Source organism: Kribbella sp. NPDC023855, assembly GCF_040639475.1.
Lineage (GTDB): Bacteria > Actinomycetota > Actinomycetes > Propionibacteriales > Kribbellaceae > Kribbella.
Genome location: NZ_JBFAAA010000012.1, coordinates 1 through 25,086 on the forward strand (window position 1 = coordinate 1; position 25,086 = coordinate 25,086).

23 protein-coding genes are annotated in these 25,086 nt (G+C 68.0%); 14 read left to right on the forward strand and 9 right to left on the reverse strand.

The features are described 5' to 3' along the window. Positions 1–665: 665 nt before the first annotated feature. Positions 666–2,141 (reverse strand): LLM class flavin-dependent oxidoreductase, encoded by a 1,476-nt coding sequence (locus AB0F51_RS31545; protein WP_360285725.1) that lies wholly within the window; start codon positions 2,139–2,141, stop codon positions 666–668. A 128-nt stretch (positions 2,142–2,269) separates the two neighbouring features. On the opposite strand from AB0F51_RS31545, the gene AB0F51_RS31550 reads away from it, so the two are divergent. From AB0F51_RS31550 to AB0F51_RS31575, 6 genes are all read left to right on the forward strand, one after another. Then, positions 2,270–3,037: a polysaccharide deacetylase family protein gene (locus AB0F51_RS31550; RefSeq protein ID WP_360285727.1), complete on the forward strand. Its 768-nt coding sequence runs from the start codon at positions 2,270–2,272 to the stop codon at positions 3,035–3,037. A 62-nt stretch (positions 3,038–3,099) separates the two neighbouring features. Continuing rightward, positions 3,100–3,663, forward strand: a complete 564-nt coding sequence (thpR, locus tag AB0F51_RS31555) for an RNA 2',3'-cyclic phosphodiesterase (protein WP_360285729.1) — start codon at positions 3,100–3,102, stop codon at positions 3,661–3,663. Positions 3,664–3,706: 43 nt separating this feature from the next. Then, positions 3,707–4,555 (forward strand): iron uptake transporter permease EfeU, encoded by an 849-nt coding sequence (gene efeU, locus AB0F51_RS31560; RefSeq protein ID WP_360285731.1) that lies wholly within the window; start codon positions 3,707–3,709, stop codon positions 4,553–4,555. A gap of 37 nt (positions 4,556–4,592) precedes the next feature. Beyond that, positions 4,593–5,732 (forward strand): iron uptake system protein EfeO, encoded by a 1,140-nt coding sequence (gene efeO, locus AB0F51_RS31565; protein ID WP_360285733.1) that lies wholly within the window; start codon positions 4,593–4,595, stop codon positions 5,730–5,732. Continuing rightward, a complete protein-coding gene (gene efeB / locus AB0F51_RS31570) occupies positions 5,729–6,994 on the forward strand; it encodes an iron uptake transporter deferrochelatase/peroxidase subunit (RefSeq protein WP_360285736.1) in 1,266 nt (421 codons plus the stop codon). The genes efeO and efeB overlap by 4 nt, the downstream gene beginning before the upstream one ends. A gap of 70 nt (positions 6,995–7,064) precedes the next feature. Beyond that, positions 7,065–7,871, forward strand: coding sequence for a hypothetical protein (locus tag AB0F51_RS31575; RefSeq protein ID WP_360285738.1), 807 nt, complete (start codon positions 7,065–7,067; stop codon positions 7,869–7,871). Positions 7,872–7,929: 58 nt separating this feature from the next. Here AB0F51_RS31575 and AB0F51_RS31580 read toward each other — a convergent pair whose 3' ends face one another. From AB0F51_RS31580 to AB0F51_RS31595, 4 genes are all read right to left on the reverse strand, one after another. Next, on the reverse strand, positions 7,930–8,769 hold the full coding sequence (locus tag AB0F51_RS31580; RefSeq protein WP_360285740.1) for a carbohydrate ABC transporter permease: 840 nt from the start codon (positions 8,767–8,769) through the stop codon (positions 7,930–7,932). Next, the gene (locus AB0F51_RS31585; protein ID WP_360285742.1) at positions 8,762–9,739 is read right to left on the reverse strand and encodes a sugar ABC transporter permease; all 978 of its coding nucleotides are present in this window, start codon (positions 9,737–9,739) and stop codon (positions 8,762–8,764) included. Before AB0F51_RS31585 ends, AB0F51_RS31580 begins: the two co-directional genes overlap by 8 nt. Positions 9,740–9,835: 96 nt before the next feature. Continuing rightward, a complete protein-coding gene (locus tag AB0F51_RS31590; protein ID WP_360285744.1) occupies positions 9,836–11,152 on the reverse strand; it encodes a sugar ABC transporter substrate-binding protein in 1,317 nt (438 codons plus the stop codon). A gap of 228 nt (positions 11,153–11,380) precedes the next feature. Further along, positions 11,381–12,457 carry a LacI family DNA-binding transcriptional regulator gene (locus tag AB0F51_RS31595; protein WP_360285745.1) on the reverse strand — a complete coding sequence of 359 codons (1,077 nt, stop codon included), beginning with the start codon at positions 12,455–12,457 and terminating at the stop codon, positions 11,381–11,383. A gap of 181 nt (positions 12,458–12,638) precedes the next feature. Here AB0F51_RS31595 and AB0F51_RS31600 point away from each other — a divergent pair, with 181 nt between their 5' ends. The 5 genes from AB0F51_RS31600 (at position 12,639) to AB0F51_RS31620 (ending at position 19,016) form a co-directional block, all read left to right on the forward strand. Beyond that, the gene (locus AB0F51_RS31600; protein WP_360285746.1) at positions 12,639–14,300 is read left to right on the forward strand and encodes an acyltransferase; all 1,662 of its coding nucleotides are present in this window, start codon (positions 12,639–12,641) and stop codon (positions 14,298–14,300) included. A 145-nt stretch (positions 14,301–14,445) separates the two neighbouring features. Then, complete coding sequence (locus tag AB0F51_RS31605) at positions 14,446–15,561, forward strand: hypothetical protein (RefSeq protein WP_360285748.1); 1,116 nt, start codon at positions 14,446–14,448, stop codon at positions 15,559–15,561. A gap of 305 nt (positions 15,562–15,866) precedes the next feature. Then, positions 15,867–16,232 carry a hypothetical protein gene (locus tag AB0F51_RS31610; protein ID WP_360285750.1) on the forward strand — a complete coding sequence of 122 codons (366 nt, stop codon included), beginning with the start codon at positions 15,867–15,869 and terminating at the stop codon, positions 16,230–16,232. Between the two features lie 163 nt (positions 16,233–16,395). Continuing rightward, complete coding sequence (locus AB0F51_RS31615) at positions 16,396–17,913, forward strand: SAM-dependent methyltransferase (protein WP_360285751.1); 1,518 nt, start codon at positions 16,396–16,398, stop codon at positions 17,911–17,913. Continuing rightward, the gene (locus AB0F51_RS31620; RefSeq protein WP_360285752.1) at positions 17,910–19,016 is read left to right on the forward strand and encodes a hypothetical protein; all 1,107 of its coding nucleotides are present in this window, start codon (positions 17,910–17,912) and stop codon (positions 19,014–19,016) included. The genes AB0F51_RS31615 and AB0F51_RS31620 overlap by 4 nt, the downstream gene beginning before the upstream one ends. Positions 19,017–19,320: 304 nt before the next feature. Here AB0F51_RS31620 and serC read toward each other — a convergent pair whose 3' ends face one another. Together serC and AB0F51_RS31630 are read right to left on the reverse strand one after the other, a co-directional pair. Further along, on the reverse strand, positions 19,321–20,475 hold the full coding sequence (gene serC, locus AB0F51_RS31625) for a phosphoserine transaminase (protein WP_360286075.1): 1,155 nt from the start codon (positions 20,473–20,475) through the stop codon (positions 19,321–19,323). 347 nt (positions 20,476–20,822) lie between these two features. Beyond that, the gene (locus AB0F51_RS31630; RefSeq protein ID WP_360285753.1) at positions 20,823–21,656 is read right to left on the reverse strand and encodes a phytanoyl-CoA dioxygenase family protein; all 834 of its coding nucleotides are present in this window, start codon (positions 21,654–21,656) and stop codon (positions 20,823–20,825) included. An 88-nt stretch (positions 21,657–21,744) separates the two neighbouring features. On the opposite strand from AB0F51_RS31630, the gene AB0F51_RS31635 reads away from it, so the two are divergent. Next, complete coding sequence (locus AB0F51_RS31635; RefSeq protein ID WP_360285755.1) at positions 21,745–22,599, forward strand: AraC family transcriptional regulator; 855 nt, start codon at positions 21,745–21,747, stop codon at positions 22,597–22,599. Here AB0F51_RS31635 and AB0F51_RS31640 read toward each other — a convergent pair. Next, positions 22,550–23,017 (reverse strand): DUF2293 domain-containing protein, encoded by a 468-nt coding sequence (locus AB0F51_RS31640; protein WP_360285756.1) that lies wholly within the window; start codon positions 23,015–23,017, stop codon positions 22,550–22,552. The two genes, AB0F51_RS31635 and AB0F51_RS31640, sit on opposite strands and share 50 nt — an antisense overlap. A 60-nt stretch (positions 23,018–23,077) precedes the next feature. Between AB0F51_RS31640 and AB0F51_RS31645 the strand changes: the two genes are divergently transcribed. Beyond that, entirely contained in the window at positions 23,078–23,272 is a 195-nt protein-coding gene (locus tag AB0F51_RS31645) for a hypothetical protein (protein WP_360285757.1), read from the forward strand. Here AB0F51_RS31645 and AB0F51_RS31650 read toward each other — a convergent pair. Then, positions 23,240–24,361, reverse strand: a complete 1,122-nt coding sequence (locus tag AB0F51_RS31650) for a citrate synthase 2 (RefSeq protein WP_360285758.1) — start codon at positions 24,359–24,361, stop codon at positions 23,240–23,242. The genes AB0F51_RS31645 and AB0F51_RS31650 overlap by 33 nt on opposite strands. A gap of 101 nt (positions 24,362–24,462) precedes the next feature. On the opposite strand from AB0F51_RS31650, the gene AB0F51_RS31655 reads away from it, so the two are divergent. Beyond that, positions 24,463–25,083, forward strand: a complete 621-nt coding sequence (locus AB0F51_RS31655) for a hypothetical protein (protein WP_360285759.1) — start codon at positions 24,463–24,465, stop codon at positions 25,081–25,083. Positions 25,084–25,086 lie beyond the last annotated feature (3 nt).

Sequence of the window (25,086 nt, forward strand, 5' to 3'; positions counted from 1 at the left end):
GACAAGAGCAACAGACAAGAGCAACAGACAAGAGCAACAGACAAGAGCAACAGACAAGAGCAACAGACAAGAGCAACAGACAAGAGCAACAGACAGTCCCCCGCTTGCTGCGGGTTGCGGTGGGCAGCGGGGGTGCGGGTGGGTTCGGGGTACGGCAGCGGTGAGATTGCATGCAGCTCGCGGGCGTCTGCGGCTCGGCTATGGCGCTGGCTGGGCGACTGCATCATGTTGGCTGACACACGTGCAGCAACGGCTCCTTGCCCCGGACAGGGTTGCGCAGGACCGGTTGTTGGGCCCCGACGCAGCGCGGTTGTGAACGGCACATGCGAAACCCAGAGACGACGGGCGCGGAGCTGACGGCGCGATAGGTCGATGGCGGACCCGCTCAAGCCGACGGCCAAATGGCCGGTCTCAAGCCCGCCCAGGAGTGGTTGCTCTCGGCGCCGGTCTGCACCACCGTGGCGGACGTGTCGGCGTTGCTATGTGGCGGGCAGCCTCTCCTGGGGTGCGATGCGGCTGCTACCCGTCGCGCTGCTGGGAACGCGGCGGTGTTGCCACGTAGCGGTACGGATGCGGCGGTGATTCGCTCTGCGCAGCAGTTGCTACCTGGCTCTCGGGGAGCTCCGGTCCATGTCGGTGTCTTGTTCGGCAAGCCGCAGTGTCGGTTAGCGGAAGGCGGCGATTACCTCGGCTGCGGTTTCTAGTGGGGTGAGGTTGTCGTTGAGGTTGGGGAGGCTGATTATGAGTTCGGTGGTGCCGGCTTCTGCTAGGGCTCGGAAGCGGCCTATGTGGTCGGGGATGGTGGCGGCGTTGACGTGTTTGGCGTAGGTGGCTGGGTTTTGGTTGCGGGGGCGGAGGTTGGCGACGAGTTCGTTGACGTGGTGGTGGTTTTTGCCGATGAGTGTGGTTGACAGGTGTGTCAGGCGGGGTGGCTGGCGATCGGGTGGGGTGTGGGCCGTCAGGTAGGCGGCGTACTCGCGGACCTTGCTGACATCGCCGAAGACGTTTGCGGCGTCGGCGTACCGCGCGGCGAGCCGTAGCGTTCGCTTGCCGCTGCCACCCAGCAGGATCGGCAGAGGATCCTGGAGAGGCCTTGGGTAGCAGGCGGTTTCCGGTACGTCGAGGACCTTGCCACGCCACGGTTTGTTGCCTGGTCCCCACATCACGGGCAGCAACTGCAACGCATCCTCCAGCAGCGCGTACCGATCGCTGACCGACGGGAACTCCCACCCGTACGCCTTGTGTTCCTGCTCGAACCACGCTAGCCCCAACCCGCAGACCGCACGCCCACCACTCAGCACGTCGAGCGTCGCGGCGATCTTGCCGAGGTGAGCGACGTTGCGATAGGTGATGCCGGTCACGAGCGTCCCCACCTTCACCCGCTCGGTGCACGCCGCCAGATAAGCCAGCGTCGTCCAACTCTCCAGGAAGTCTTCCCACGCCCGACCAACTTGCGGAATCTGCCGGAAGTGGTCCATCACATAGATCGCATCGAACCCAGCCGCCTCGGCCGCGCGCCCGACCTCCTTCACCCACTGCCCCGTCGTGGCCCGCCCACCCTTGTGCGTATAGCTGCTCAACTGCAGCCCAAACCGCAACCCGATCGGCTCCTCCGACTGCCGCCGAGCCGCCTCCCCAGCCCCGACAAACGCCTCCGGTACTACGCGAATCCCACCAGGCGCGAGTACTGCGTCGAACCCTTCGTCCGGCAGCACCTTCTTGACCGCCGCCCACGTCTTGAGCTGACTCGCGAGCGCGTCGGCCGGAATCGCCTTGCTGCGCTCGCGATTGCGCCGACGGCACTCAGCAGCCGGAGTATCGAACGCCACAGCCACACAAGGCATCCCCGCATCGCGCGCCAGCCCCAACCACCGGAGCCGTCGCTCCCGATCCAGCCCCAACGTGTCGATCACCGTCGTCAGCCGGCGCCCGATCCGCTGCCGGACCACCTCCTCCAGCAACGCGAACGCGTCCGCGCTGGCCGCGAGATCGTCTTCGCCCGCTCCCACCAACGCGCGCAGGCGATCACTCGACACCACCAACTCGGCCGCGAACCTTTCGGCTGCCCAGGTCGACTTGCCGGCCGCGCCCGGCCCGACCAGCACGACCACGCACGGCGATGGGAGGTTCCGCTCGTCCATGTCTCAGTGTGAGCCCGCGCGGGCCGGATCGGGAGAGTTTCCAACCGGATCGGGAGTTGCGGCGTCTCATTGTGTGACGCCCCCGGTGAGGGGCACCCACGGGGAACATCTGAGCTACAAGGAGTGTCATGTCCGGCAAGCTGGGCGCCTTCATCAACACCGGCATCGGGATCTCGGCGGCTTTCGTCGTCGCCGGTGTGGTCGCTTTCGGCCTGGCGCAGGCGGGCCACGCCTCCGCCACCGCGCCGAACAGCGTGGCAACCCCAGCACCGACAGCGACAGCGGCGACGACGGCGACCCCGGCAACAGCAACCCCGCCAAGCACCAAGGCGACTGGCAGCCCGACCGCGGTGACCGCCGGCAAGAAGGTGGTGTTCCTCACCTTCGACGACGGCCCCGACCCGGTCTGGACGCCGCAGATCCTGCGGGTGCTGGCGAAGTACGACGCCCACGCAACGTTCTTCCAGCTGGGCAGCATGCAGAAAGCGCATCCCGCGCTCCGCGACGAGGTCCTTGCCGCAGGCAACTCAATCGGCAACCACTCGATCTCGCACGCGCAGCTGACCAAGCTCTCGGCCGCCAAGCGCCACCACGAGATCTTCGACGGCCCGCGGTCCAAGTGCTTCCGGCCCCCGTACGGCGCGGCGAACGACCGGGTCCGCGCCGACATCAAGGCCGCCGGGATGACCCCGGTCCTGTGGGACATCGACACCCTCGACTGGCAGCGCCCCGGCCAGAAGGCGATCGTGAACAGCATCCTGAGCCAGGCCCGTAACGGCAGCGTGGTGCTGATGCACGATGCCGGCGGCAACCGCAGCCAGACCGTCGCCGCTCTCGACCGGGCGCTCGCCACCTTGGTGGCTCAGGGCTACACGTTCCCCGCGATGGACTGCTGATTCCCAGCCATGGCCTGCTGAGCGATTCCAATTCGATGGACACCGGCCTCTAACCTCGAAGGATGCGACTTTTTGTGGCGGTGGTGCCGCCGGTGGAGATCGTCGAGCATCTGGCGGAGTTCGTGGAGCCTCGCCGGGAGTATCCCGATGAGGACGTCCGCTGGGCGGCTGACGAGAACTGGCACATCACCTTGGCGTTCCTGGGCGACGTACCGGAGTACAAGACGGATGATCTGGCCGACGGGCTGGAGCGGGTGGCCGGGCGGCAGAAGCCGTTCGACCTGCAGTTGGGTGGCGCCGGGGCCTTCCCGGGGGTGGCGGACGCGCGGGTGCTGTGGACCGGCGTACGGGACGAGTCGGAGGCGCTGCCGCACCTGGCGATGACCGCGCGGTCGGCGGCGAACAAGGCGGGTGTGACCGTGGACGGGCGCAAGTTCACCCCGCACGTGACGCTGGCGCGGCTGCGCCGGCCGATGGACGTGGTCCGCTGGGTCCGGATTTTCGACACCTACCAGGGGCCGATCTGGACAGCGGACAGTATTCAACTGATCTCCTCACGGCTGGGTGAGGGGCCGAGCCAGGGTGCGGCGTACGACACAGTGGGCGAATGGGGATTCTTAGGCTAGCCTTCGGAAGGTTAGCCGTACCTAATTCCTGGAGCTCCCCGCCATGCTCGCCAACTACCTGATCGGTCTTCGCGAAGGACTCGAGGCATCGTTGGTGGTCAGTATTCTCGCCACCTTCCTGGTCAGGTCGGGGCATCGGGACCGGCTCAAACTGGTCTGGATCGGTGTGGGCGCCGCGGTCGGGGTCGCGGTGGCGGGCTGGGCGCTGCTCCAGTTCATCACCGCGCTGACCGCGCGCTCGTTCACCACCCAGGAGACGATCGGCGGCGTGATGTCGATCACCGCGGTCGGTTTCGTCACCTGGATGATCTTCTGGATGCGCAAGGCGTCCCGCAGCATCGCCCGCGAGCTGCGCGAGCGGATGGGCCAGGCGCTCGAGATCGGCAGCCGCGCGGTCGTCCTGCTGGCCTTCCTGGCGGTCTTCCGCGAGGGCATCGAGACCGCCTTCATCGTCTACGCCTCGGCCGCGACCGCGACCACCGCGACCCCGTTCGTCGGCGTACTGCTCGGTCTGGGCACCGCCGTCGTGCTCGGCTACGCGATCTACCGCGGCGCGGTGAAGGTCAACCTGGCCGTCTTCTTCAAGTGGACCGGCGCCCTGCTGATCCTGGTCGCGGCCGGGATCTTCGCGTACGGCTTCCACGACCTGCAGGAGGCGAACATCCTGCCCGGCCTGCACACGCTCGCCTTCGACATCACCCACGTGATCGCGCCGGACAGCTGGTACGGCGTACTGCTGAAGGGCATCTTCAACTTCAACCCGACCCCGACGGTGATCGAGTCGATCGCCTGGCTGGCCTATCTCGTCCCGGTGCTGGTGCTCTACTTCCGCCCGGTCAAGTCCTCGGCGCCGCCCGCGGTGCCCACCACTGCCCGCACCGAAGCGGCATGAACCAATGAACCGCCCGACCCGTCCCAGGAGACACCACATGAGCACGATCACGGTCCGCCGGGCCACCGCCCTCGGCGCAGTACTGCTGCTGGCCGGTCTGACCGGTTGTGCGGACGACAAGCCGGCCGCTTCCGACGACGGCACCGGCCCGGTCGCGGTCAAGGCGACCGACTCCGAGTGCTCGCTGAGCCGCAAGGACGTCAAGTCCGGGACCAGCACCTTCTCCGTCTCCAACGGCGGCAGCAAGGTCACCGAGTTCTACGTGTACGCCGAGGGCGACCGGGTGATGGGTGAGGTCGAGAACATCGGCCCCGGCCTCAAGCGCGACCTGATCGTGGAGCTGCCGACCGGCAAGTACCAGGCGGTCTGCAAGCCGGGCATGATCGGCGACGGCATCCGTGGCGACCTGACCGTGACCGGTGAAGCCGCGGCGCAGGTCGACGAGGACGCCGCGCTGAAGCAGGCGACCGAGAGCTACCAGCGCTACGTGAACTCGCAGGCGACCGCGCTCGAGCAGAAGACGACCGAGTTCGTCACCGCGGTGAAGGGCGGCGACGTCGCCAAGGCCAAGGAGCTCTTCCCGATCTCGCGGACCTACTGGGAGCGGATCGAGCCGGTCGCGGAGTCGTTCGGCGACCTGGACCCGAAGATCGATGCCCGGGTCAACGATGTCGAGCCGGGCACCGAGTGGACCGGGTACCACCGGATCGAGCAGGCTCTGTGGGAGAAGAACACCACCAAGGGCATGGAGAAGTACGCCGACCAGCTGCTGGTCGACGTGAAGACCGTGGTCGCCAAGGCCAAGGTCGTGAAGCTCAACCCGCTGCAGCTGGCCAACGGCGCCAAGGAGCTGCTCGACGAGGTTGCCACTGGCAAGATCACCGGCGAGGAGGACCGCTACTCGCACACCGACCTGTGGGACTTCCAGGCCAACGTGCAGGGATCGCAGGCCGCGATCCAGGCGCTCCGGCCGGCCCTGCAGAAGCGGGACGCCGCCCTGGTCGCCACGCTGGACACGAACTTCAAGACCGTCTACGCGTCGCTGGACAAGTTCCGCGTCGGTGACGGCTTCAAGCCGTACCTGCCGACCGCTGCCGAGCGCAAGGAGCTCGGCCGGGTCGTGGACGGGCTGGCCGAGCCGGTCAGCAAGGTCGCCGGAGTGATCGCGAAGAAATGACCGACCGACAGGGAATCTCACGTCGCGGCCTGCTCGGCGCAGCGGGCGCGGCCGTCGCCACCGGCGTCGCCGGGTACGCCGCGCATGCGGCCCTGACTGGTGAGGAGTCGCATGCCGCCGACACCACCGGCCCGGTCGAGTTCCACGGCGCTCACCAGGCCGGGATCGTGACCCCGGCCCAGGACCGGCTGCACTTCGCCACCTTCGACGTGACGACGGACAAGCGCGACGCGGTGATCGCCTTGCTGAAGGAGTGGACCGCGGCCGCCGCACTGATGACGGCCGGCCGCGACATCGGCCAGTACGGCGCGGTGAACGGCCCGGGCGAGGCCCCACCGGAGGACACCGGCGAGGCGGTCGGGCTGCCCCCGGCGCGGCTGACCCTGACCATCGGGTTCGGTCCGAGCTTCTTTGTCGATGCCAAGGGCAACGAACGGTTCGGCCTGAAGGGCAAGCGGCCGGCCGCGCTGGTCGACCTGCCGCACTTCATCGGCGACAACCTGGACCCGAACCGCAGCGGCGGCGACATCGCAGTACAGGCGTGCTCGGACGATCCGCAGGTCGCCGTGCACGCGATCCGCAACCTGGCCCGGATCGGTTTCGGGACCACTGTCGTGCGCTACTCGCAGCTCGGCTTCGGCCGGACGTCGTCGACGTCCCGGGCGCAGACCACACCGCGCAACCTGTTCGGCTTCAAGGACGGCACCAACAACCTGAAGCTGGAGGACACCGCGAAACTCGAGCAGCAGCTGTGGGTGCAGCCCGAGGACGGTCCGGACTGGATGGTCGGCGGTTCGTACCTGGTCTCCCGCCGGATCCGGATGACCATCGAGACCTGGGACCGGACCTCGCTGAGTGAGCAGGAGGCGATCGTCGGCCGCGGCAAGGGCACCGGCGCCCCGCTGGGCAAGGCGGACGAGTTCGACCCGATCGACTTCGAGGCGAAGAACGCTGACGGTGAGCTGAAGGTCGCCAAGGAAGCCCACATCCGGCTGGCCCACCCGCAGTTCAACAACGGCGCCGAGTTGCTCCGCCGCGGCTACAACTTCGTCGACGGTTCGGACGGTCTCGGCCGGCTGGACGCGGGCCTGTTCTTCCTGGCCTACCAGCGGGATCCGCGCAAGCAGTTCATCCCGATCCAGAACCAGTTGGCCCGTTCCGACGTGATGAACGAGTACATCCGGCACGTCGGTTCCGGGATCTTCGCCTGCCCGGCCGGCGTCAAGCCGGGCTCGTACTGGGGCGAGAAACTGTTCAGTTAGGTCACCGTTCAGTTAGAGCACGATCTAAGTGACCATTTTGGCCGGCCCGGTGCGTCCTAGAATCGCGCCCGTGGCCAGCTACCCGCAGTACCAGCAGTACCCGCCGCCACCTCCACCGCCGCCACCGCCGAAGGGCAGCAACAAGGCTCTCCTGATCGTGTTCAGCGTGGTGGTCGTCCTGGTCGTGATCGGCTCCGGGATCTTCATCGTCAGCCGCTTCACCGGCGGCTCGGACGACAGCGCGGGCGGCTCCACCACGGCGCCCTCGAGCCACGCCACGGACGACGCCTCGAACCAGCCGACCGGAGCGCCCACCAGCGGGAGCAAGCCGAGCGTAGGTGCACCGACCTCGAAGCCGAGCAAGCCTGCTGCCACCCCGTCGGTGCCGGCGGACTGCAACGGCTGCTTCCCCGGTCTCACGGTGAACGGGATGGTCAAGCAACTCGGCAAGCGGGGCTTCGTCTGCAAAGAGGACCGGATCACCGGGATCCAGTGCGAGAAGGGCAACCTGGAGGTCGGCCTCGATCGCAACTACCGGCACAAGAACTACATCGACAACGTCGACGTGACCGGACGAGCCAGTGCCAAAGGGGATTACCCGCGCGGCGGCCGGGACGCTTACACGCGACTGAACGCCGGTCTGCCGGGGGTGCTGCCGCTGTTCATCGCCGACGCGGCTGTCCGGCAGCAGATCGTCACCTTCACCGCCAAGAACTCAGGCCACGCGGACCAGGGCGCCAGTACTGCGAGGGACGGCAAGATCGGTGGCTTCAGGCTCTCCTGCCACGGTGTGAGCGGAGTCGTCATCCGCGGCAACGGCAGAAGCGCCGCAAGCTACTCCACCTCGGTGCACATCTACGGCCCATCGACGTACTGATCGGCGCAGGCTGCCCCGAGCGGAGACTGCCGGGTGACAGCCTCCGCTCCCTGTGTTGTTACTTGACAGCTCCCGCGGTGACGCCGGCGACGAAGTGCCGCTGGGCGAGCAGGAAGCCGATCACGACCGGGATGCTGACCACCAGGGCGGCAGCCATGATCTGGTTCCAGTAGATGTTGGTCTGCGTGGAGTACTGGCGCAGCCCCACCGACAACGTCCGGTTGGCCTCGGTGGTCATCACCGACGCGAAGAGCACCTCACCCCAGGCGGTCATGAACGAGTAGATCGCCACCGCGATCACACCCGGCCGGGCCGCCGGCAGGACGACTCGGGCCAGCGCGCCCATCGGTCCGCACCCGTCGACGAGTGCCGCCTCGTCCAGCTCGCGCGGGATGCTGTCGAAGTACCCGGCGAGCATCCAGATCGAGAACGGCAGGCTGAAGGTGAGGTAGGTGATGATGAGGCCGAGCCGGGTACCGACCAGCTGCAGGCCGGTGGAGTTGTTGATGTTCACGAAGATCAGGAACAACGGCAGCAGGAACAGGACGCCGGGGAACATCTGCGTCGACAGCACCGTCGTGGTGAACACACTGCGGCCGCGGAACCGGAACCGGGAGACCGCGAACGCCGCCAGGATCGCGATCGCGACCGAGCAGACCGTCGCCACCACCGACACGATCGTGCTGTTGACGAAGTACCGGGCCAGCGGCACCGTCTTCCACATGTCGACGAACGGGTCGAGGGTGATGGTGGACGGCCACCAGGTGAACGCGCCCTGGACGTCGCTCAGCGGTTTCAGCGACGAGGTCGCCATCACGTAGAGCGGGACCAGGACGAACAGGCCGAGGACCGTCAGCACGACGGCCCGGTAGATCTTGAACCCCTTGGTGTCACGCACGACGAGACCTCCGGCCGGTGACGATCAGGTAGGCGCCGGTGACGATCATCAGGAAGATCAGCAGCAGCACGGACATCGCCGCGCCGGAGCCGAAGTTCCAGGTCAGGAACGACGCGTTGTAGATGTGGAAGGTGATCAGGTCACCCGCGGGCGGCTGCGAGTTTCCGAACAGGACGTACGGCGTGTTGAAGTCGCTGAACGTCCACAGGAACAGCACCAGCACGAGCACCAGGTTGACCGGCCGCAGCGACGGCAGGGTGATGTGGCGCCACTGCCGGACCAGCCCGGCACCGTCGACCGAGGCGGCCTCGTAGATGTCGTTCGGAATGCTCTGCAGACCGGCCATCAGGGTCAGGAAGGCGAACGTCCACAGTTTCCAGACCGCGACCGTGATCAGCGAGACCAGCGCGTTGCTGCCGATCAGCCAGAACGGCCGGTCCGAGGTGAGGCCGAGGTTGTCGACCAGGACGTGGTTCACCGCGCCGGTGTCGCGCTGGAGCATGAAGTTCCAGGTCAGGATGCCGGCGTACGCGGGCAGTGCGTACGGCACCAGGAACAGCGTCCGTACTGCGCTGCGCCCGCGGAACGCCGGCTGCAGTGCGACGGCGGCGGCCATCCCGAGACACCAGGAGATGGCCAGCGTGATCAGCGAGAACGCCACCGTCACGCCGAAGGACTTGAGCAGGCCCTCACCGACCGCGTGGTCGAAGTCGACGGCGACCCGGTAGTTGTTGAAGCCGGCCCAGGGGGCGGCGGACCAGTTCGCGATGAAGAACTTGGTCAGCTTCACGAAGCTCATCCAGATGCCGACCAGCATCGGGATGATGTGGATCAGCAGTTCCAGCAGTACCGCGGGAGCCAGCAGCAGATAGGGAAGTTTGCGGCTCAGCCCCGGGCGGCGATCCAGCCCGCGCTTCTTCCGCGCCGCCGGTTCGGCCGCCGCGGGGGCCTGTTGTGTGGCGACGGACATCCGGTCGCCTCCTGTCTTGGATCGGGGGTCGACGGCTACGAGGGTGGCCCGGACGGCGTACGCCGGGCCACCGTTCGCACCTCAGCTACCGGCCGCTCAGCTACCGGCCGCGACTTGATCCTCGGCGGTCTTGAGCACCGACTTCACCTCGTCGGCGGTGACCGTGCCACCGGTCGCGATCTTGGCGAACAGGCCGTTCATCGCCTTGCCGACCGTGCTCTCGAACTGGTCCTCGGCCGGTACCAGCGGCAGCGGCTTGGACTTGGTGTTGTAGATGTCCTGGAAGGTCGCCGCCTCGGCCGCGTCGGTGGTGAAGACCGGCTTGGCGTCCTTCAGCACGGGCAGCGAGGAGAACGGCTTGCCCAGCGTGGTCTGGGTCGCCGGGTCCGTCATGTACTTGACGAACTTGAGCGCCGCGTCCTTGTTCTTGGTGTTCTTGAAGATCGACAGGTTGATCCCGGCCACGTGGCTGGCCACCTGCTTGCCACCGGACGGAGCCGGGAACGGGACGACGCCGTACTCGCCGGCTTTCATGCCGTTGGCAACGATCGAGGAGTCGGCGTTGTTCTGGTTGATCACCATCGCGACCTTCTTCGTCGCGAAGTCGTTCACCGACTTGGTGCCGTTGTCGTACTGCGCGTTCGACGGGTTGGCCACCTTGTCCTTCTGCATCAGGTCGAGGTACCGCAGGACGCCCTGGACGTTGCCGTCACTGGTGAAGGTCGGCTTGCCCTGGGCATCGAACCAGTCCGCGCCGTTCTGCGCGCCGTTGATGAAGGCGAAGTGCACGTTCTCGGTGTAGCTGCCGGCCGCCAGCGCCATGCCCCACTGCTTCTTCGCGGGGTTGGTCAGCTTCTGCGCGGCGGTGACCATCTCTTCCCAGGTCGTCGGCGGCTGCAGGCCGGCGGCGGCGAACATCGCCTTGTTGTAGTACAGGCCGTAGGCCAGGCCGTAGAGCGGTACCGAGGTCGGGTCGGTGCCTTCCTTGCCGCCGGTCGCCAGAGCCGTCGGCACGAACTTGTCCTTGCCCCCGATCGCGCTCATCGCGTCGCCGTCGAACGGCAGGAACGCCTCGGTGGCCTGCAGTGACGCGGCCCAGGTGTTGCCGATGTTGACCACGTCCGGCGACTGGCCCGAGGTGATCGCGGTCTGGATCCGGGTCTGCAGGTCGTTCCAGCCGATCACCTCGAGGTTGACCTTGATCCCGGTGTCCTTGGTGAACTTCTCCAGCACCGGGGTCAGGACCTGCTTGTCGTTGTCCAGGCTGGTCCCCTGGTTGCTGGCCCAGTAGGTCAGCGTCTGGTCTCCACCACTGCCGCCGGAAGAGTCGCCCGAGTCGCTGCCACCACAGGCGGCCAGGCTGATTCCCAGGGCGGTCACCGCTGCTGCGGCTACAAACGAACGCAGTCTCACGTCGGACTCCCTCGTCCCATCGAGCCTCCGGCAGGGAAGCGGAGGCGGGTCCGCCCCATAGTGGCCGAACCGGTTAAGCTTGGGAACCCGAACCGGTTCAGTCGCACCCGCTTCGTTACGTCACCGTGACCGTGCCCTCCGTGTGCTGCAGGTTATCGGCGCACTGTCTCCGGTCCCATGCACAATCACACAAGGTTGGGTAACGACCTGATGGGGCAGGGTGGTGCGTCAGCCGGTACGGCGGGGCGCCGCGGCGGAGGAGTCGCGGGCGCGCAGTACTCCGGCGGGGGTCTCCCAGTGCAGTCCGGACTCGCCGGCCGCGATCCGGAACAGCAGGTCGGCCGCCATCCGGCCGCGCTCCATCGTCTGCTGGTCGACCGCCGTGATCCCCGGCAACGCCAGCTCACACAATGGCGAGTCGTCCCACGCGAGAATCGACAACTCCTCCGGTACTCCGGTGCCGAGCTCCACCGCAACCCGCAACGCGGCGACGGCCATCAGGTCGTTGCCCAGGACAAGAGCCGTCGGCGGGTTCTTCTTCGCCAGCAGCTTGCGCGTCATCGCGGCACCGTCCTCGTACCGGTAGCTGCCTTCGAAGTGGGTCACCCGGATGCCGCGCTGCTTGGCCTGCTCCTGCAGCAACTGCACACGCAGTTGCTCGTGGACGAAGTGGAACGGCCCGCTGACATGGGCGATATCCGTGTGCCCGAGTTCCGCGAGGTGGTCGAGCAGCAACGTGACGGTGCGCTCCGGCGACGTGATCAGCCGCCCGACACCGTCGTCCGGCGCATTGGAACTGACCACCACGCAAGGAACCCCGAGCTCCTTGAGCAACGGGATCCGCGGGTCGTCGTTGTGCTCGTCGAACAGGATGAACCCGTCCACCCGCCCTTGCCGGCTCCAACGGCGCAGTACGTCGAGATCCTGGCCCTGCTCGCCGGTCAGCCGCAGCAGCAGCGAGGAGTCGACCTCGTTGAGGTACTGCTCGATGCCGACCAGGGTGCGCATGTAGAACGCCTCGGTCGAGATCAGCGCGGGGTCGCGGGCGATCACGATGCCGATCGTCCGGGTCCGGCTCGCGGACAGCGCGACGGCGGCGGAGTTCGGGTGGAAGCCGAGTTCCGCGGCGAGGCTGAGGACCCGCTGCCGGGTCTCCTCGCTGACCCCGGACCGGCCGTTCAGCGCGTACGAGACCGACGCCTTGGAGATGTCCAGCCGGCGAGCCAGGTCGCTGATCGTGACCCGACGTCGCCCGCCACTGCTCGTGGCATCTTCGCCGGCGATCTCGTCGCTCCCTCCCTGCATGGGCCGAACGTTAGCAGCGCGATTCGCCAACAGCCTGCCGTCCGCAACCTGGGGCCAGTCGTAGACACTCTCGCTTGACGTTCTGGCCAGGCTCCTCCTTGGTGAGCGTCTTCTTGACTGCGTCGGGTGGCCGGATATCTGGGCTCTGCGTGCCTGTGGACATCTTGGATAGCGTTATCCCATGACCTCTCCCGGTTCGCGCCCTGCTGTCAGCCGCCTCGATTTCCTGCCCTGGGAGTACGCCGGTGGCGCGTCGGACGCCGAGCGCGAACGCCAGGCCGACCGCCAGCGCGAGCTGACCGGCGAGACGGACCTCGCGGCGGACGCCTTCGTCGCCGAGACCGCCGCGGTGTTCTGCAACGTCCTGCGGATGGGGGAGCGGTCATACATCGGGGCACACGCCTACGTCACCGGCGAGGTGACCGTCGGCGCAGACTCGACCATCAACCCGTTCACGGTCGTCCGCGGCAAAGTAACCCTGGGCGACGGCGTCCGCATCGGCGCCCACGCCTCGCTACTCGCCTTCAACCACGGCACCGCCCCGGACCAGCCAATCTTCCGCCAGCCCCACACCGCACGCGGCATCACCGTCGGCGACGACGTCTGGATAGGCTCCAACGCCCTCATCCTCGACGGCGTCACCATCGGCCCTCACAGCATCATCGGCGCCGGCGCAGTAGTAACCAAAACCGTAGCCCCCTGGTCGGTCGTAGCCGGCAACCCAGCCAAAAAACTCCGAGACCGCCGCCAACCGTCCGGTCCTGCATTGGTACTTGCAACGGATTTGCAGCGGTTGGCTGGGGAGTTTGCTGGGCGTGCTCGACAGCAGGTGGATGAAGTGGTGGGGCGGTGTTGGGACGGGGAGCGGTTTGTGGATCAGCCAGGGGGTGAGCCTTCGATCCGCCCGTGGTGTGACGCGATCGAACTCTCCGACCTGCTGCTCCGACGTACTCCGGCAGGGCATTCAGTAGACGACCTGGTACGCCGCCTGCGAGCTCGCCAAGATCCATCAACCGGCCTCGTCGCGCCAGGCGATCTCGCCGACGCCGGCCTCGACAATCCCTCTGACGCCAATGACCTATCCGTCCTGGAAGGCCCCGCGAGCTACCACATCCTGTGCGTCGGCTACGCCCTGCAACTACTCGGAAGTTGCTTCGAGCATCCAATCCGCGTCGACGTGGCAACCAATCAGCTAGATAGCTTGCCCTGGGCAAGAAACGCCTGGAGTGCCGGCGCAGCGATCGATGCCCTCGGCACCGCAATAGCCCGAAACCTCAACGACCACGGCGATTCCGCCCAACTCTTCACCCTCATGGGCTGGCTGACCGCAAGAGCCAACCCAGAGACCGGCATGTGGGGCACCCCGCATCCAGACGACGGCTGGCTCCAGGTCGTCAACGGCTTCTACCGCCTCACGCGCGGCACCTACGCGCAGTACGGACTGCCTCTGCCTTATCCAGAGGCAGCCGTCCGAACCCTGCTGGCCCACTCCCAGGACCAGCGCGTTTTCAGCGGCGACGGCTTCAACGCCTGTAACGTGCTCGACGTCATCCACCCGCTCTGGCTGGCCGGCAAGCAGACCGATTTCGGTCGCGCCGAGGGCCGCCAATGGGCCGAGCGGATGCTCACCGCCATCCTTGGCCGCTGGGTGGACGGTGCCGGTTTCGCGTTCGCCCCCGACGGCAACGGCGACCGCGCGCTGCCCGGTCTGCAGGGCACCGAGATGTGGCTGGCAATCATCTGGCTACTGTCCGACTACTTGGGCTTCTCCGACGTACTCGGCTACCGCCCGCGCGGAGTACACCGCCCGGAACCCCTCCTCGCAGTACCGAAGCTGGGCTGATCTGGAGCCAGCCGGTCGGGCTGCTGGTCGGGCACTGGTGGCTGGTCGATTAACCTGGGCCGGTGGACCCCCGGACCCGACGGCTCGTCACCTCTGTCGTACTAGCGGCACTGGTCGCAATCGTGGTGATCGCGGCCCTGGTGCGATGACCGGACCGGACCAGCGGTCGCCGTACTTGTTGCGGGCCGGTCTGGTCCGCAACGTCCGGACCGGGGAGCACCTGACCACCTTCGTGGTGTCGGGCGTTGCGACCGTCCTGATCACCCGGCTGATTCTCGGGCTGAGCGGCTACCCGCAGATCGGCGGGAAGGGCCTACACATCGCCCACGTCCTGCCGGGCGGCCTACTGATGCTGCTGTCGATCTACCTACTGCTGTCGTACGTCGGCCCGGTGGTGCGGCCGGCGGCCGCGCTGGTGGGCGGTGTCGGCTTCGGGTTGTTCATCGACGAGGTCGGCAAGTTCGTCACCTCCGACAACAACTACTTCTACCAGCCGACCGCGGCAATCGTGTACGTCGTGTTCGTGCTGATCGTGCTCGGCTCCCGGTTCGTCAACAACCGGCGGCCCTTCGATGAGCGGGAGCAGTTGGCCAACGTGGTCGACCACGCTGTCGAGGGCGTCGCCGGCGGGCTCTCCCGGCGCCGGCGAGCGCAGGCCGCCAAGCAGCTTCGTGCCGTCGGACCGGATGTCGCTGGGCGGCTGGAGACACGAGGCCTGCTGGCTGCTTGCCCGTCGGACGAGGTAGAGCTGGCTGCGCCGATCGACGCCGCTTGGCGAGCGCTGCAGCGCGGATTCGACCGGCTGGCGACGCATCCACTCGCGCCACGCATTGCGGTCGCAGTACTGGGAGTGCAGGCGCTGAGTGCGCCCGTCATCGCCGCTGGCATCCGCTTCGACAACGACCGACTACTGACAGACCTCCCGGTACTAGGCGTAGCCGGCGGAAGCCTCCTGTCAGCGACTTTCACCGTACGCGGCTGGTTGCGCCTGCGCGCCCGCGACCGCGCCCGGGCAGTCCGCTTGTTCGAACTCGCAGTACTGGTGTCGCTCCTGGTGACCCAGGTCTTCCAATTCGCCGGCACCCAATTCGCCGCAGTAGGCGGAATGACCCTGGACCTGATCCTGCTGGGTCTCCTAGGCGCCGAGAGCGACCGCCTACAACGAGCCGCAACCCCACCCCCCACCAAACCAAAACTCTGGGCCCTCCCACCCGACCCAGCCAGCCCCCCATTCCCCCCAGACCCAGCCGACCCCGCCTAACCTCCTCCCAGCCGCGCCGCGCCGCCCTTCGGTCCGCCCGGCCCGGCCCTACCCGCTTCCCACCGCGCCGCCCTTCGCCCCGCCCGCCGCCCCGGCCCCCCTCCCAGCCCCTTGCCGCCCTCCTGCCTTACCGCCTCCAGCCCTGCCGCCCCGTGCCTCGCCTGGCTCCGGCCGGTTGTCCACAGGTCTGAACTTTTTCCTCGCCGGCGGCCCGGATCGCGGCATCTTCTCTGGTGAGAAAGAAAAGCTGGGCACGGACGCGGCTGCAGTGGCCGGGCGGCCCGTCGAGGAGAAGGAGATTGACCATGGTGCGGGTGATGCTCGAGGACGCGGACTACTGCGACGTTCCGTCCGACCTGATGACGTTCGACGACGGCGTCATCGTGTTCTGGCGCGACGGCGAGGAGGTGGGCCGGCACCGGCAGATGCGCATCCGCGCGCTGGAACTGCCGGCCGCCCGCTCGTTCGGCCGCCGGATCGAGGAAGCGCGCAAGACCTATCCGAACGCCTTCCGGCTCTGGACGAAGGAGCAGGAGGACCAACTGACCGAGATGTTCAACAACGGCGCGACCAAGGACGAGCTGGTGGCCGCCCTCGGCCGTCAACCAGGCGGTATCGAGACCCGCCTCAGAGCCCTCAATCTCCTCAGCGAGGAGGAGAAGCTCACCTGAGTCGGGGGTGCTGAGCGCTGCATCGATTGGCCGCGCGCGACCGGCTGGCGTCAGCAAGCCGCACGCCGGGCGGGTACGCGTGATGTCCAGGGCAACTGCCCACCCTGCGGGTCGGGACGAGACCGTTTTGTGATCTCGTAGCGGGGTCGGCGACAATGGCGCGATGCAGGCTGACCAGCAAGCGGACGAGCGGGCGCGCAACGCGGACACCAACCCGCACGCCGACGCGCGCTCCGACGTGCGCAGGGTCGCGGGTGACGCAGACCCTGAGGTTGGCCCCGCCGCGCGTGGCGACGCGGGCGACGCAAGCTCCGACGTGCGCAGCGACGCGGGGGATGCGAGCCCCAACGCTGGCTCCGACGAGAACCTCGCCGTGAGCGAGGGGAGCTCCGACGCTGGCTCCGACGTGCCTGGGGACGGGGGCCTCGACGCTGGCTCCGACGCGGGTGTGGGTGCTGTTGCGGGGGCTGGTGTGGGTGAGGAGTCTGAGGCTCGGGATGCGGTGCGGGCTGCTTTGTTGGAGCCGGGTGGGCTGGTTCGGGCGATCGGGTCTGGGCGGCGGCGGGGGGCGGAGGCGCCGAATTACCAGCGGGTCGAGGTGCGGTATGTCGACCTGAAGGGCGTTCGGCATCTGCAGGTCACCGAGTTCGACGAGCGGCAGGCGCACACCCGCAACGCCGGTCCTGCCGCGGCCGACGCGGTGGTGGACGAGTTGCTCGCGGCGCCGTACGGGAGCTGGCATGTGGAGACGACCGCCGAGACGCTGCGACTGCGGTACACCAAGAAGGGCAAGTCGCTGCTGCATCGGCAGGCGGAGCAGCACGAGCAGGAGACCTCGCACGACCGGACCAAGCAGCGGACACTCGATCCGGCCGCGCCGTTCCTGATCGAGCTGGGCATCAGTGACCATCGCGGCCGGGTGAAGCCGTCGCGCCAGTCGAAGTACAAGCAGATCGACGAGTTCTGCAAGTTGCTGCTGCCGGCGGTGGAGGACGCGCTGGCAGCCGGCCGGATCGAGACCGGGCGGCCGCTTCACGTGGTCGATCTCGGCTGCGGGAACGCCTATCTCACGCTCGCGGCGTACCACCTGCTGACCGCGACCGGGCACGACGTCCGGATGACCGGCATCGACCGTACTCCGGCCGCGCGCGAGCGGAACACCCAACGAGTCACGGCGCTCGGGTGGCAGGACCACCTCCGGTTCGTCGACGCGACCATCGCGGAGGCGGAGCTCGACACCCGGCCGGACGTCGTCTTGGCGCTGCACGCCTGCGACACGGCGACCGACGACGCGCTGGCGCGGGCGGTCGGCTGGGAGGCTCCGCTGATCCTGGCGGCGCCGTGCTGTCACCATGACATCCAAAAACAGCTCAAGAGCGTCGAACCACCGGCGCCTTACGCGCTTCTCACCAGATATGGCATCGTTCGGGAGCGGTTCGCCGACGTCCTGACCGATTCCCTGCGGGCGGCGGTACTACGACAGGTCGGTTACCGGGTAGAGGTGGTGCAGTTCGTGGACAGTCAGCACACGCCGCGCAATCTGCTGCTCCGGGCTGCCCGGACCGGGGCGACGGCCGGCCCCGAGGTGCGGGCGGAGTACGAGGCGTTGACCGGGGAGTGGCAGGTCCAGCCGCGGCTCGCGACGCTGCTCCTTGCCCCCGACCGCAAGGCGGTGCTTTGAGCTTGCTGCGCAACGCCCTCACCCTGGCCGCGGTGACCCTGCTGAGCCTGGGCGGAGCCGCGATCCCGGCCGGTCCGGCCGCGGCCGCGGATCCGACTCCTGGCGCACCGAAGAAGCTGTTCTCGATCAACGACAGCCGGGTGGACGAGTCCTCCGGGCTCGCCAAGAGCGCGAAGTACGACAGCATCTGGTGGACCGTGAACGACTCCGGGGACACCGCCCGGGTGTTCGGGGTCGATGCCAAGGGCAAGGTGCGGGTCGAGCTCAAGTTCAAGGCGCCGGTGCGCGACGTGGAAGCGGTCGGGGTCGACCGCGACGGCATGATCTACATCGCCGACATCGGGGACAACACCCGCACCCGCAAGACCATCGAGGTGTACACGATCCCCGAGCCGGCCCAGCTCGAGGACGAGGAGAACGTCAAGTTCCACCGGTACGACTTCGAGTATCCCGACGGCGCCCACGACGCCGAGACACTGCTGATCGAGCCGGAGACGAAGCGGCTGTACTTCGTCACCAAGGTCAAGACGAAACCGGGAGCGATCTACGCGGCGCCCGAGACGTCGTCGCGGGAGGGCACGAACGAGCTGACCAAGCTCGGCGACGCCCCGGCTTCGCCGTACGGGGTGACCGACGGCACCTTCATGCCGGACGGCAAGACCGTCGTACTGCGGACCTACATCGACGTCGCCACCGTGGCGTGGGGAGAAACCCCGACGCTGGTCGCCCGCGCGGGCACGCCTGTCGCGCAGGGAGAGTCGGTCGCGGTGGGACCGGCCGGGACGGACATCCTGGTCGGCAGTGAGGGCGACAACTCGCCGGTCTACCAGATGCTCCCGCCGGGGAAGAAGTCCGCCGCGAAACCGCCCGCCTCCTCCGCCCCCACGGGGAAGCCGAAGCCGGCCGCGAGCGCCAACTCGGAACCCAAGCAGAACCACAGCCTCCGCTGGATCATCATCGGCGCCGGACTGCTGGCCCTCATCATCACCTTCGTCACCTTCCCACCCGGCCGCCGCGAACGCCTAGACCGCATGGCCGAAAACGCCCGCCTAACAGGCCAACCCCCACCCAACCCCCACGGCCGCCGCCGCTCCAACGCCTAACCCCCACAGCCAACCCAACCACAGCGCCCAGCACTACCCGACAGACCACGGCGACCTACAGTTAACAGCCGTGTCTGGCTTCCGACACGGGCAGTTGGCGAGTGCGCAGTGCTCGGTCCTCGAGCACAGCTGGTTCCATCCGCCGCGCAGGTGGAAGGTCAGGTGCGCACACATCCAAGCGGATGGAAGCTGCCCCGAGGGGCAGCACCGGTCAGGTGCAGGCGGGGGGTGAGGGACAAGGCGCGGAACATGAGAGCAGCCGTCAACCCCGCGGGGGTGACGGCTGCTCTTAGGTACTGCTAGTTCAGCGGAGCTTTTCTACGGTGTAGTCGATTGCCTGGGTGAGCTTTTCGACGTCGTCTGGGTCGACGGCCGGGAACATTGCTACCCGGAGTTGGTTGCGGCCGAGCTTGCGGTACGGCTCTGTGTCGACGATGCCGTTGGCGCGGAGTACCTTCGCGACCGCTGCAGCGTCGATCGAGTCGTCGAGGTCGATGGTGCCGATGACGAGGGACCGGGCGTCGGCGTCTTCGACGTACGGGGTTGCGTAGTCGGACTTCTCGGCCCAGGTGTACAGCCGGTTGCTGGAGTCGGTGGTGCGGGCGACGCTCCACTCCAGGCCGCCCTGGCTGTTGATCCAGTCGGTCTGCTCGGCCATCAGGAACAGCGTCGCCAGCGACGGCGTGTTGTAGGTCTGGTTCTTGCTGGAGTTGTCGATCGCGGTCGCCAGGTCCAGGAACGCCGGGATCCAGCGGCCGGAGGCGGTGATCTCCTCGACCCGGGCCAGCGCGGCCGGGGACATCAGCGCGATCCACAGGCCGCCGTCGGAGGCGAAGCACTTCTGCGGCGCGAAGTAGTACACGTCGACCTCGTTGATGTCGACCGGCAGCCCGCCGGCGCCCGAGGTGGCGTCGATGGCGACCAGCGCGCCCTCGTCGGCGCCCTCGACCCGCTTGACCGGCGCCATCACACCGGTGGAGGTCTCGTTGTGCGGCCAGGCGTACAGGTCCACGCCGGCCTCGGCGACCGGCGCCGGGCGGGTGCCCGGGTCGGCCTTGATGACGCTCGGCTCACCCAGGTGCGGCGCCAGCTGAGCGGCCTTGGCGAACTTCGAGGAGAACTCGCCGAAGCTCAGGTGCTGGCTCTTCTCCCGGATCAGCCCGAACGTCGCGATGTCCCAGAACGCGGTCGAGCCGCCGTTGCCGAGCACGACCTGGTAGCCGTCGGGCAGCTGGAAGAGGTCGGAGACACCCTGCTGGACGCGGGCCACCAGGTTCTTCACCGGGGCCTGGCGGTGCGAGGTGCCGAGCAGCTTCGCACCCTCGGTCGCCAGGGCCGCGACGGCCTCGGGGCGCACCTTGGACGGACCGGCACCGAACCGTCCGTCGGCGGGCTTGAGCTCTGCGGGGATGATGATGTCGCTGGTCACCAGCGTTTCCCTTCGTCGTCTGCTGAACATCTCGCCGACGACGCTGTCAGCACTCACCAGTCTTCCACATCCCGCCAGGACGTCCATCTGCGGTGTCCGCCTGGTGTGGCGGGAGGGTTGCCTGGGGTGCTCGTCGCGGTGATGAGGCGGAGGTCCGCCGCGGTGGCTGGGGTGGGCGTCCGCCTTGTTCTGATTTGGGGGTGCGCGCGGTTGTGGTGGGGGTGTCTCGCGGGACAGGCGAGGTGGGTGTCCGCGTGGTGTGGTTCTCGCGGTGGTGTGGAAGGGCTGGTCGGGTGGTCGGGTGGTCGGGTGGCCGGGTGGTGGAGGGCGGGGGCGGTGCGAGGCGGGGTGGTGCGGGGCGGTGGGCGGCGGCGGGTTTATTCGTGTTTGCGGGTGAGGGTTTCTTGGCCGGTTAGGACGGCTACTGGGCCGTTCTCGCTGGGTACCCATTCGCCGCAGGCGCCGCCGCCCTGGGATACGTCGAGGTTTAGGGGAGTGCCGTCCATTTGGAGGGCTGGGTGGTAGTACTCGGCGACCTGTTTGGCCTCGCCCTGGATGTAGTGGCCGATCAGGGCGCGGCGGAAGCGGTCTGTGCTGACGTTGGGGGCGCTGCCGTGGACCAGTGCGCCGTGGAAGAACAGGACGTCTCCAGGCGCCATCTCCACCGGTACTGCGGCGTCCGGTTCAGGCAGTGGGACGGTGATGTCTGTGAAGCTCACCTTGGTGTCGGCCTTCTCGGTGCACAGGATCGGCCATCGGTGGCTGCCCGGCACGACTTCGAGGCACCCGTTCTCCACGTCGACCTCGTCAAGCGCCATCCAGGCCGCCACGCACGTCCCCGGCTCGGCCTTGAGATAGAAGTTGTCCTGATGCAACGCTTGCCCGCGTGAGCCCGGCGGCTTGAAGTAGATCATCGTCTGCACCGCGTACGGCGACCTGCCCAGCAGCCCGGTCATCACCTCGTCCAGCCGGCTGTCGATCAGCCACTGCAGCGACAACTCGTCCCACCGGTGCATCTGCGCCATCCGCGGATACCGCCGCAACGGATCCCGGCTATCAGCCTGTACTCCGACCACGTCGTTCTCGTAGGACCCCCGGCGGCGCAAGCCCATGTAGTGATCCCGCAGCCGCTCCACCTCGTCGACGGCGAACAACCCACGGACCAGCGTGTACCCCGCGCTGTCGAACTCCTGCTTGAACGAACCGCTCACCGGTGCCTCCCGCGACTATGCTGACAATCAGATCCTTCCTTCCAGAGCCCGCATCAGCGACGGTCGATCGACGCAAGGACTTGACCTTTTGACGCATCACCCAAGCCCAGCCGCCGCAGCCGCAGCCGCAGCCGCAACCCCGGCCCCGGCCCTCGCCGGTCCGGTCGAGCTCGAGCTGTTCAGCCCGCCGACGTTCTGGCGGTGCGAGCCGAGCTGGTCCTGGGTGTCGCGACCGCTCGAGGACCACCTGTTGTGGTGCGTACTCGACGGCATCGGCCGGCTGGAGCTCAACGGCAACACCCGTGAGCTCGGTCCCGGCGTCTGCGCCGTGTTCGCCCCCGGTGACGCACCGACGGCCAGCCACGATCCGCGGCGGCGGCTGCTGGTCTTCGGGATGCACTTCGCCGCCAGCCCGGCGGGCGTAGTACCGGGGGAGCGGTGGGCTGAGGTTGCTGACCGGGTGCTGCTGGGAGCGCTGGCTCGCAGCAGCGATACGGCGTACCGGCGGGGTGATCCGTTGGGGCGCAGGCAGGCTGAGCTGTGTCTGGAGCAGTTGCTCGGGCTGATCTGGGACGCGGCGTACAGCCCGCAGCCGAGTGCGACCGACACTGCGGTCCAGGAGGTCGCCCAGGCGATCCGGCAGGACCCCAGCCGCAACTGGAGCGTCGCGGAGATGGCTGCCCAGGCAGCGCTTTCCAGAGCGCAGTTCACCCGCCGGTTCGACGCACAGCACGGCACTTCACCGGCGCAGTACGTGATCCAGGCGAGGGTGGAGCGAGCGCACCAACTCCTGACAGAGACCGGCCTGACAGTCACCCAGGTCGCCGCCGCCCTCGGCTACACCGACATCGCCTACTTCAGCCGGCAGTACAAGCAGCGGACCGGTCACTCGCCTAGCGAGGACGGCGCCATTGGTCGAGCACCTCGTCGACCTGTGTCCTGATCCGCTCGCGCGCCTCGGCACGCGGCACACCGGCCATCAGTAGCTCGTCGTACGGCGTATCGAGGTGGCGGATGGACGCCACCACCGCGAGCGTGACGGCGTTCTCCTCCAGAGCCCGGCCGGCGGCTGACCGGCCGACGCGTCCACTGCTGCGGGTGCCGGCATGTTCGGCGATCGCCTCAGCCCGGTTCGCGTCGCAGCCGGGGAACAGCCGGAGGATCTCCTGGGCCATCCGCTTCTGGAAGTCGACATCCTCGACCGCTCGCTTCTCCCGCGCGCGCTCCCGCTGCCGCGCGCGGACGTCCTCGTCGGCGAGGCACTGCTCCTCAGCGAGTTCCAGCGCGGGCTGCTCGACCAGCACTCCCTGCCGCTCGTACCGCTTGCGAGCCTTGCTCCAGCGGATCACGACAGCTGACAACGTGCTCGCTTTGCGCGCACGCCGCGTCAAGGCGGTGTTGCCCGAGGGTAGGAAGACCAGATGGTCCAGATCGACGCACGCGAGGCAGTGCGGCGAATCGTCCTCAGCCGCATCAGCCCCGCGTCGGTCGTCCCGCAGGCACTGCAGGTGAACGCCTTGACCGGCGACACCACCAGCAGGTCGTCGGCCTTGGGTGGATCCTGCGGGCTCACCCAGGAGACCTCAGGCCCACTTCTGGCTCCAGCCTTCTACTGAGGTGGCGGGGCGGGTTGGGGGGCCGGAGTAGATGGCGGAGGGGCGGATCAGGCGGCCGGTGCGCTTCTGCTCAAGGACGTGGGCGCTCCAGCCGGCCGTGCGGGCGCAGGTGAACATCGAGGTGAACATGGGCGGCGGGACCTCTGCGAAGTCCAGCACGATGGCGGCCCAGAACTCGACGTTGGTCTCCAGTACCCGGTCGGGCCGGCGCTCGCGCAGCTCGGCCAGCGCGGCCTGCTCCAGGGCCTGGGCGACCTCGTAGCGGGGCGCGTCCAGCTCCTGCGCCGTACGCCGAAGTACGCGGGCGCGCGGGTCCTCGGCGCGGTAGACGCGGTGGCCGAAGCCCATGAGGCGCTCACCGGCGTCCAGCAGGCCCTTCACGTACGAGCGGGCGTCGCCGCTCTTCTCCACGCCTTCGATCATCGTCAGTACGCGGGCCGGCGCGCCACCGTGCAGCGGGCCGGACATCGCGCCGACCGCACCGGACAGGGCCGCGGCGACATCGGCGCCGGTGGAGGCGATCACCCGGGCGGTGAAGGTGGAGGCGTTCATGCCGTGCTCGGCGGCGGAGGTCCAGTACGCGTCGACCGCCTTGACGTGCTTGGGGTCGGGCTCGCCGCGCCAGCGGATCATGAACCGCTCGGTGATCGTGGTCGCCTTGTCCACCTCGCGTTGCGGCACCATCGGTTGCCCGATGCCACGAGCCGCCTGGGCGACGTACGACAGCGCCATCACGGCCGCGCGGGACAGGTCGTCGCGGGCCTGGACGTCGTCGATGTCGTACAGCGGCCGCAGACCCCAGGCGGGCGCGAGCATCGCCAGCGCGGACTGCACGTCGACCCGGACATCACCAGTGTGTACGGGGAGCGGGAACGGTTCGGCGGGCGGCAGACCAGGCGTGAAGGCACCGTCGACGAGCAGGCCCCAGACGTTCTCGAACGGCACCCGGCCGACCAGATCCTCGATGTCCACCCCGCGGTACCGCAGCGCCGACCCTTCCTTGTCCGGCTCGGCGATCTGGGTGTCGAACGCGACGACACCTTCCAGCCCATGCTGAACCTCGGCCTTCGGCACTACTGGATCTGACATCCCCGGCGACTCCCTTGTCCTCGTTAGGCGCTCAGGCAGCATAGTTCTCCGGCCAGCCTTGCGGACAGATCTGTGACCGGGTCGGCGTCTAGGGTCACTCCATGACGCGCTCTCCGAACCAACTGCCCGGCCTGCTCGGCGGAGTGGTCACCGGTGTGGTGGTGGCCTGGCTCAGCATGATGGCTCTGTCGTATGCCAGCGGTCACATGATGCTGCGGCTGATCCGGTACCAGAACGACGGGAGCAGCCTGATGTGGGCGGTGCTGATCGTCGTGATCGCGGCGGTCGTCGGCCTGCTGATGTCGATCCGGCCGATCGCCGCGGGGGTGATGATCGGGGCCGGTCTGTTGTGGACGGTCGTCTCGCTGGCGCTCCACGTGTTGCCGATCAGGCTGGCCATCGATCTCAGCAAGCTCTTCGAGGTCCCCGGGCAGCCGAGATTCCGCAGTTCGATCGCCTGGGACGGCTCGATGCTGTTCGTCGGAGTGCTCCTCATCGCGCTTGGCGCCAGCAGGCTCCTCCATGACGCGCGCAAGACCGCGCTCCGCGTCCAGGACACCTTCCCGACCGGCCAGCCCGGCCAGTACCCGCAGCACAGCACCTTCCCGCAGCAAGGCGCTCATCCGCAGCCGGGCACCTTCCCGCAGCCGGGCAACCCGCAGCAGGGTCCTCAGTCGCCACACGGCTCCCACACGCAGGACGGTCCGTACCAGCAGCACTAGGCT

Excerpts from the sequence above, each read along its gene's own strand:
- AB0F51_RS31545 (WP_360285725.1), bottom strand. The coding sequence starts at position 2,141 with ATGGACGAGCGGAACCTCCCATCGCCGTGCGTGGTCGTGCTGGTCGGG.
- AB0F51_RS31550 (WP_360285727.1), top strand. The coding sequence starts at position 2,270 with ATGTCCGGCAAGCTGGGCGCCTTCATCAACACCGGCATCGGGATCTCG.
- thpR (WP_360285729.1), top strand. The coding sequence starts at position 3,100 with ATGCGACTTTTTGTGGCGGTGGTGCCGCCGGTGGAGATCGTCGAGCAT.
- efeU (WP_360285731.1), top strand. The coding sequence starts at position 3,707 with ATGCTCGCCAACTACCTGATCGGTCTTCGCGAAGGACTCGAGGCATCG.
- efeO (WP_360285733.1), top strand. The coding sequence starts at position 4,593 with ATGAGCACGATCACGGTCCGCCGGGCCACCGCCCTCGGCGCAGTACTG.
- efeB (WP_360285736.1), top strand. The coding sequence starts at position 5,729 with ATGACCGACCGACAGGGAATCTCACGTCGCGGCCTGCTCGGCGCAGCG.
- AB0F51_RS31585 (WP_360285742.1), bottom strand. The coding sequence starts at position 9,739 with ATGTCCGTCGCCACACAACAGGCCCCCGCGGCGGCCGAACCGGCGGCG.
- AB0F51_RS31595 (WP_360285745.1), bottom strand. The coding sequence starts at position 12,457 with ATGCAGGGAGGGAGCGACGAGATCGCCGGCGAAGATGCCACGAGCAGT.
- AB0F51_RS31600 (WP_360285746.1), top strand. The coding sequence starts at position 12,639 with ATGACCTCTCCCGGTTCGCGCCCTGCTGTCAGCCGCCTCGATTTCCTG.
- AB0F51_RS31605 (WP_360285748.1), top strand. The coding sequence starts at position 14,446 with ATGACCGGACCGGACCAGCGGTCGCCGTACTTGTTGCGGGCCGGTCTG.
- AB0F51_RS31610 (WP_360285750.1), top strand. The coding sequence starts at position 15,867 with ATGGTGCGGGTGATGCTCGAGGACGCGGACTACTGCGACGTTCCGTCC.
- AB0F51_RS31615 (WP_360285751.1), top strand. The coding sequence starts at position 16,396 with ATGCAGGCTGACCAGCAAGCGGACGAGCGGGCGCGCAACGCGGACACC.
- serC (WP_360286075.1), bottom strand. The coding sequence starts at position 20,475 with ATGTTCAGCAGACGACGAAGGGAAACGCTGGTGACCAGCGACATCATC.
- AB0F51_RS31645 (WP_360285757.1), top strand. The coding sequence starts at position 23,078 with ATGGTCCAGATCGACGCACGCGAGGCAGTGCGGCGAATCGTCCTCAGC.
- AB0F51_RS31650 (WP_360285758.1), bottom strand. The coding sequence starts at position 24,361 with ATGTCAGATCCAGTAGTGCCGAAGGCCGAGGTTCAGCATGGGCTGGAA.
- AB0F51_RS31655 (WP_360285759.1), top strand. The coding sequence starts at position 24,463 with ATGACGCGCTCTCCGAACCAACTGCCCGGCCTGCTCGGCGGAGTGGTC.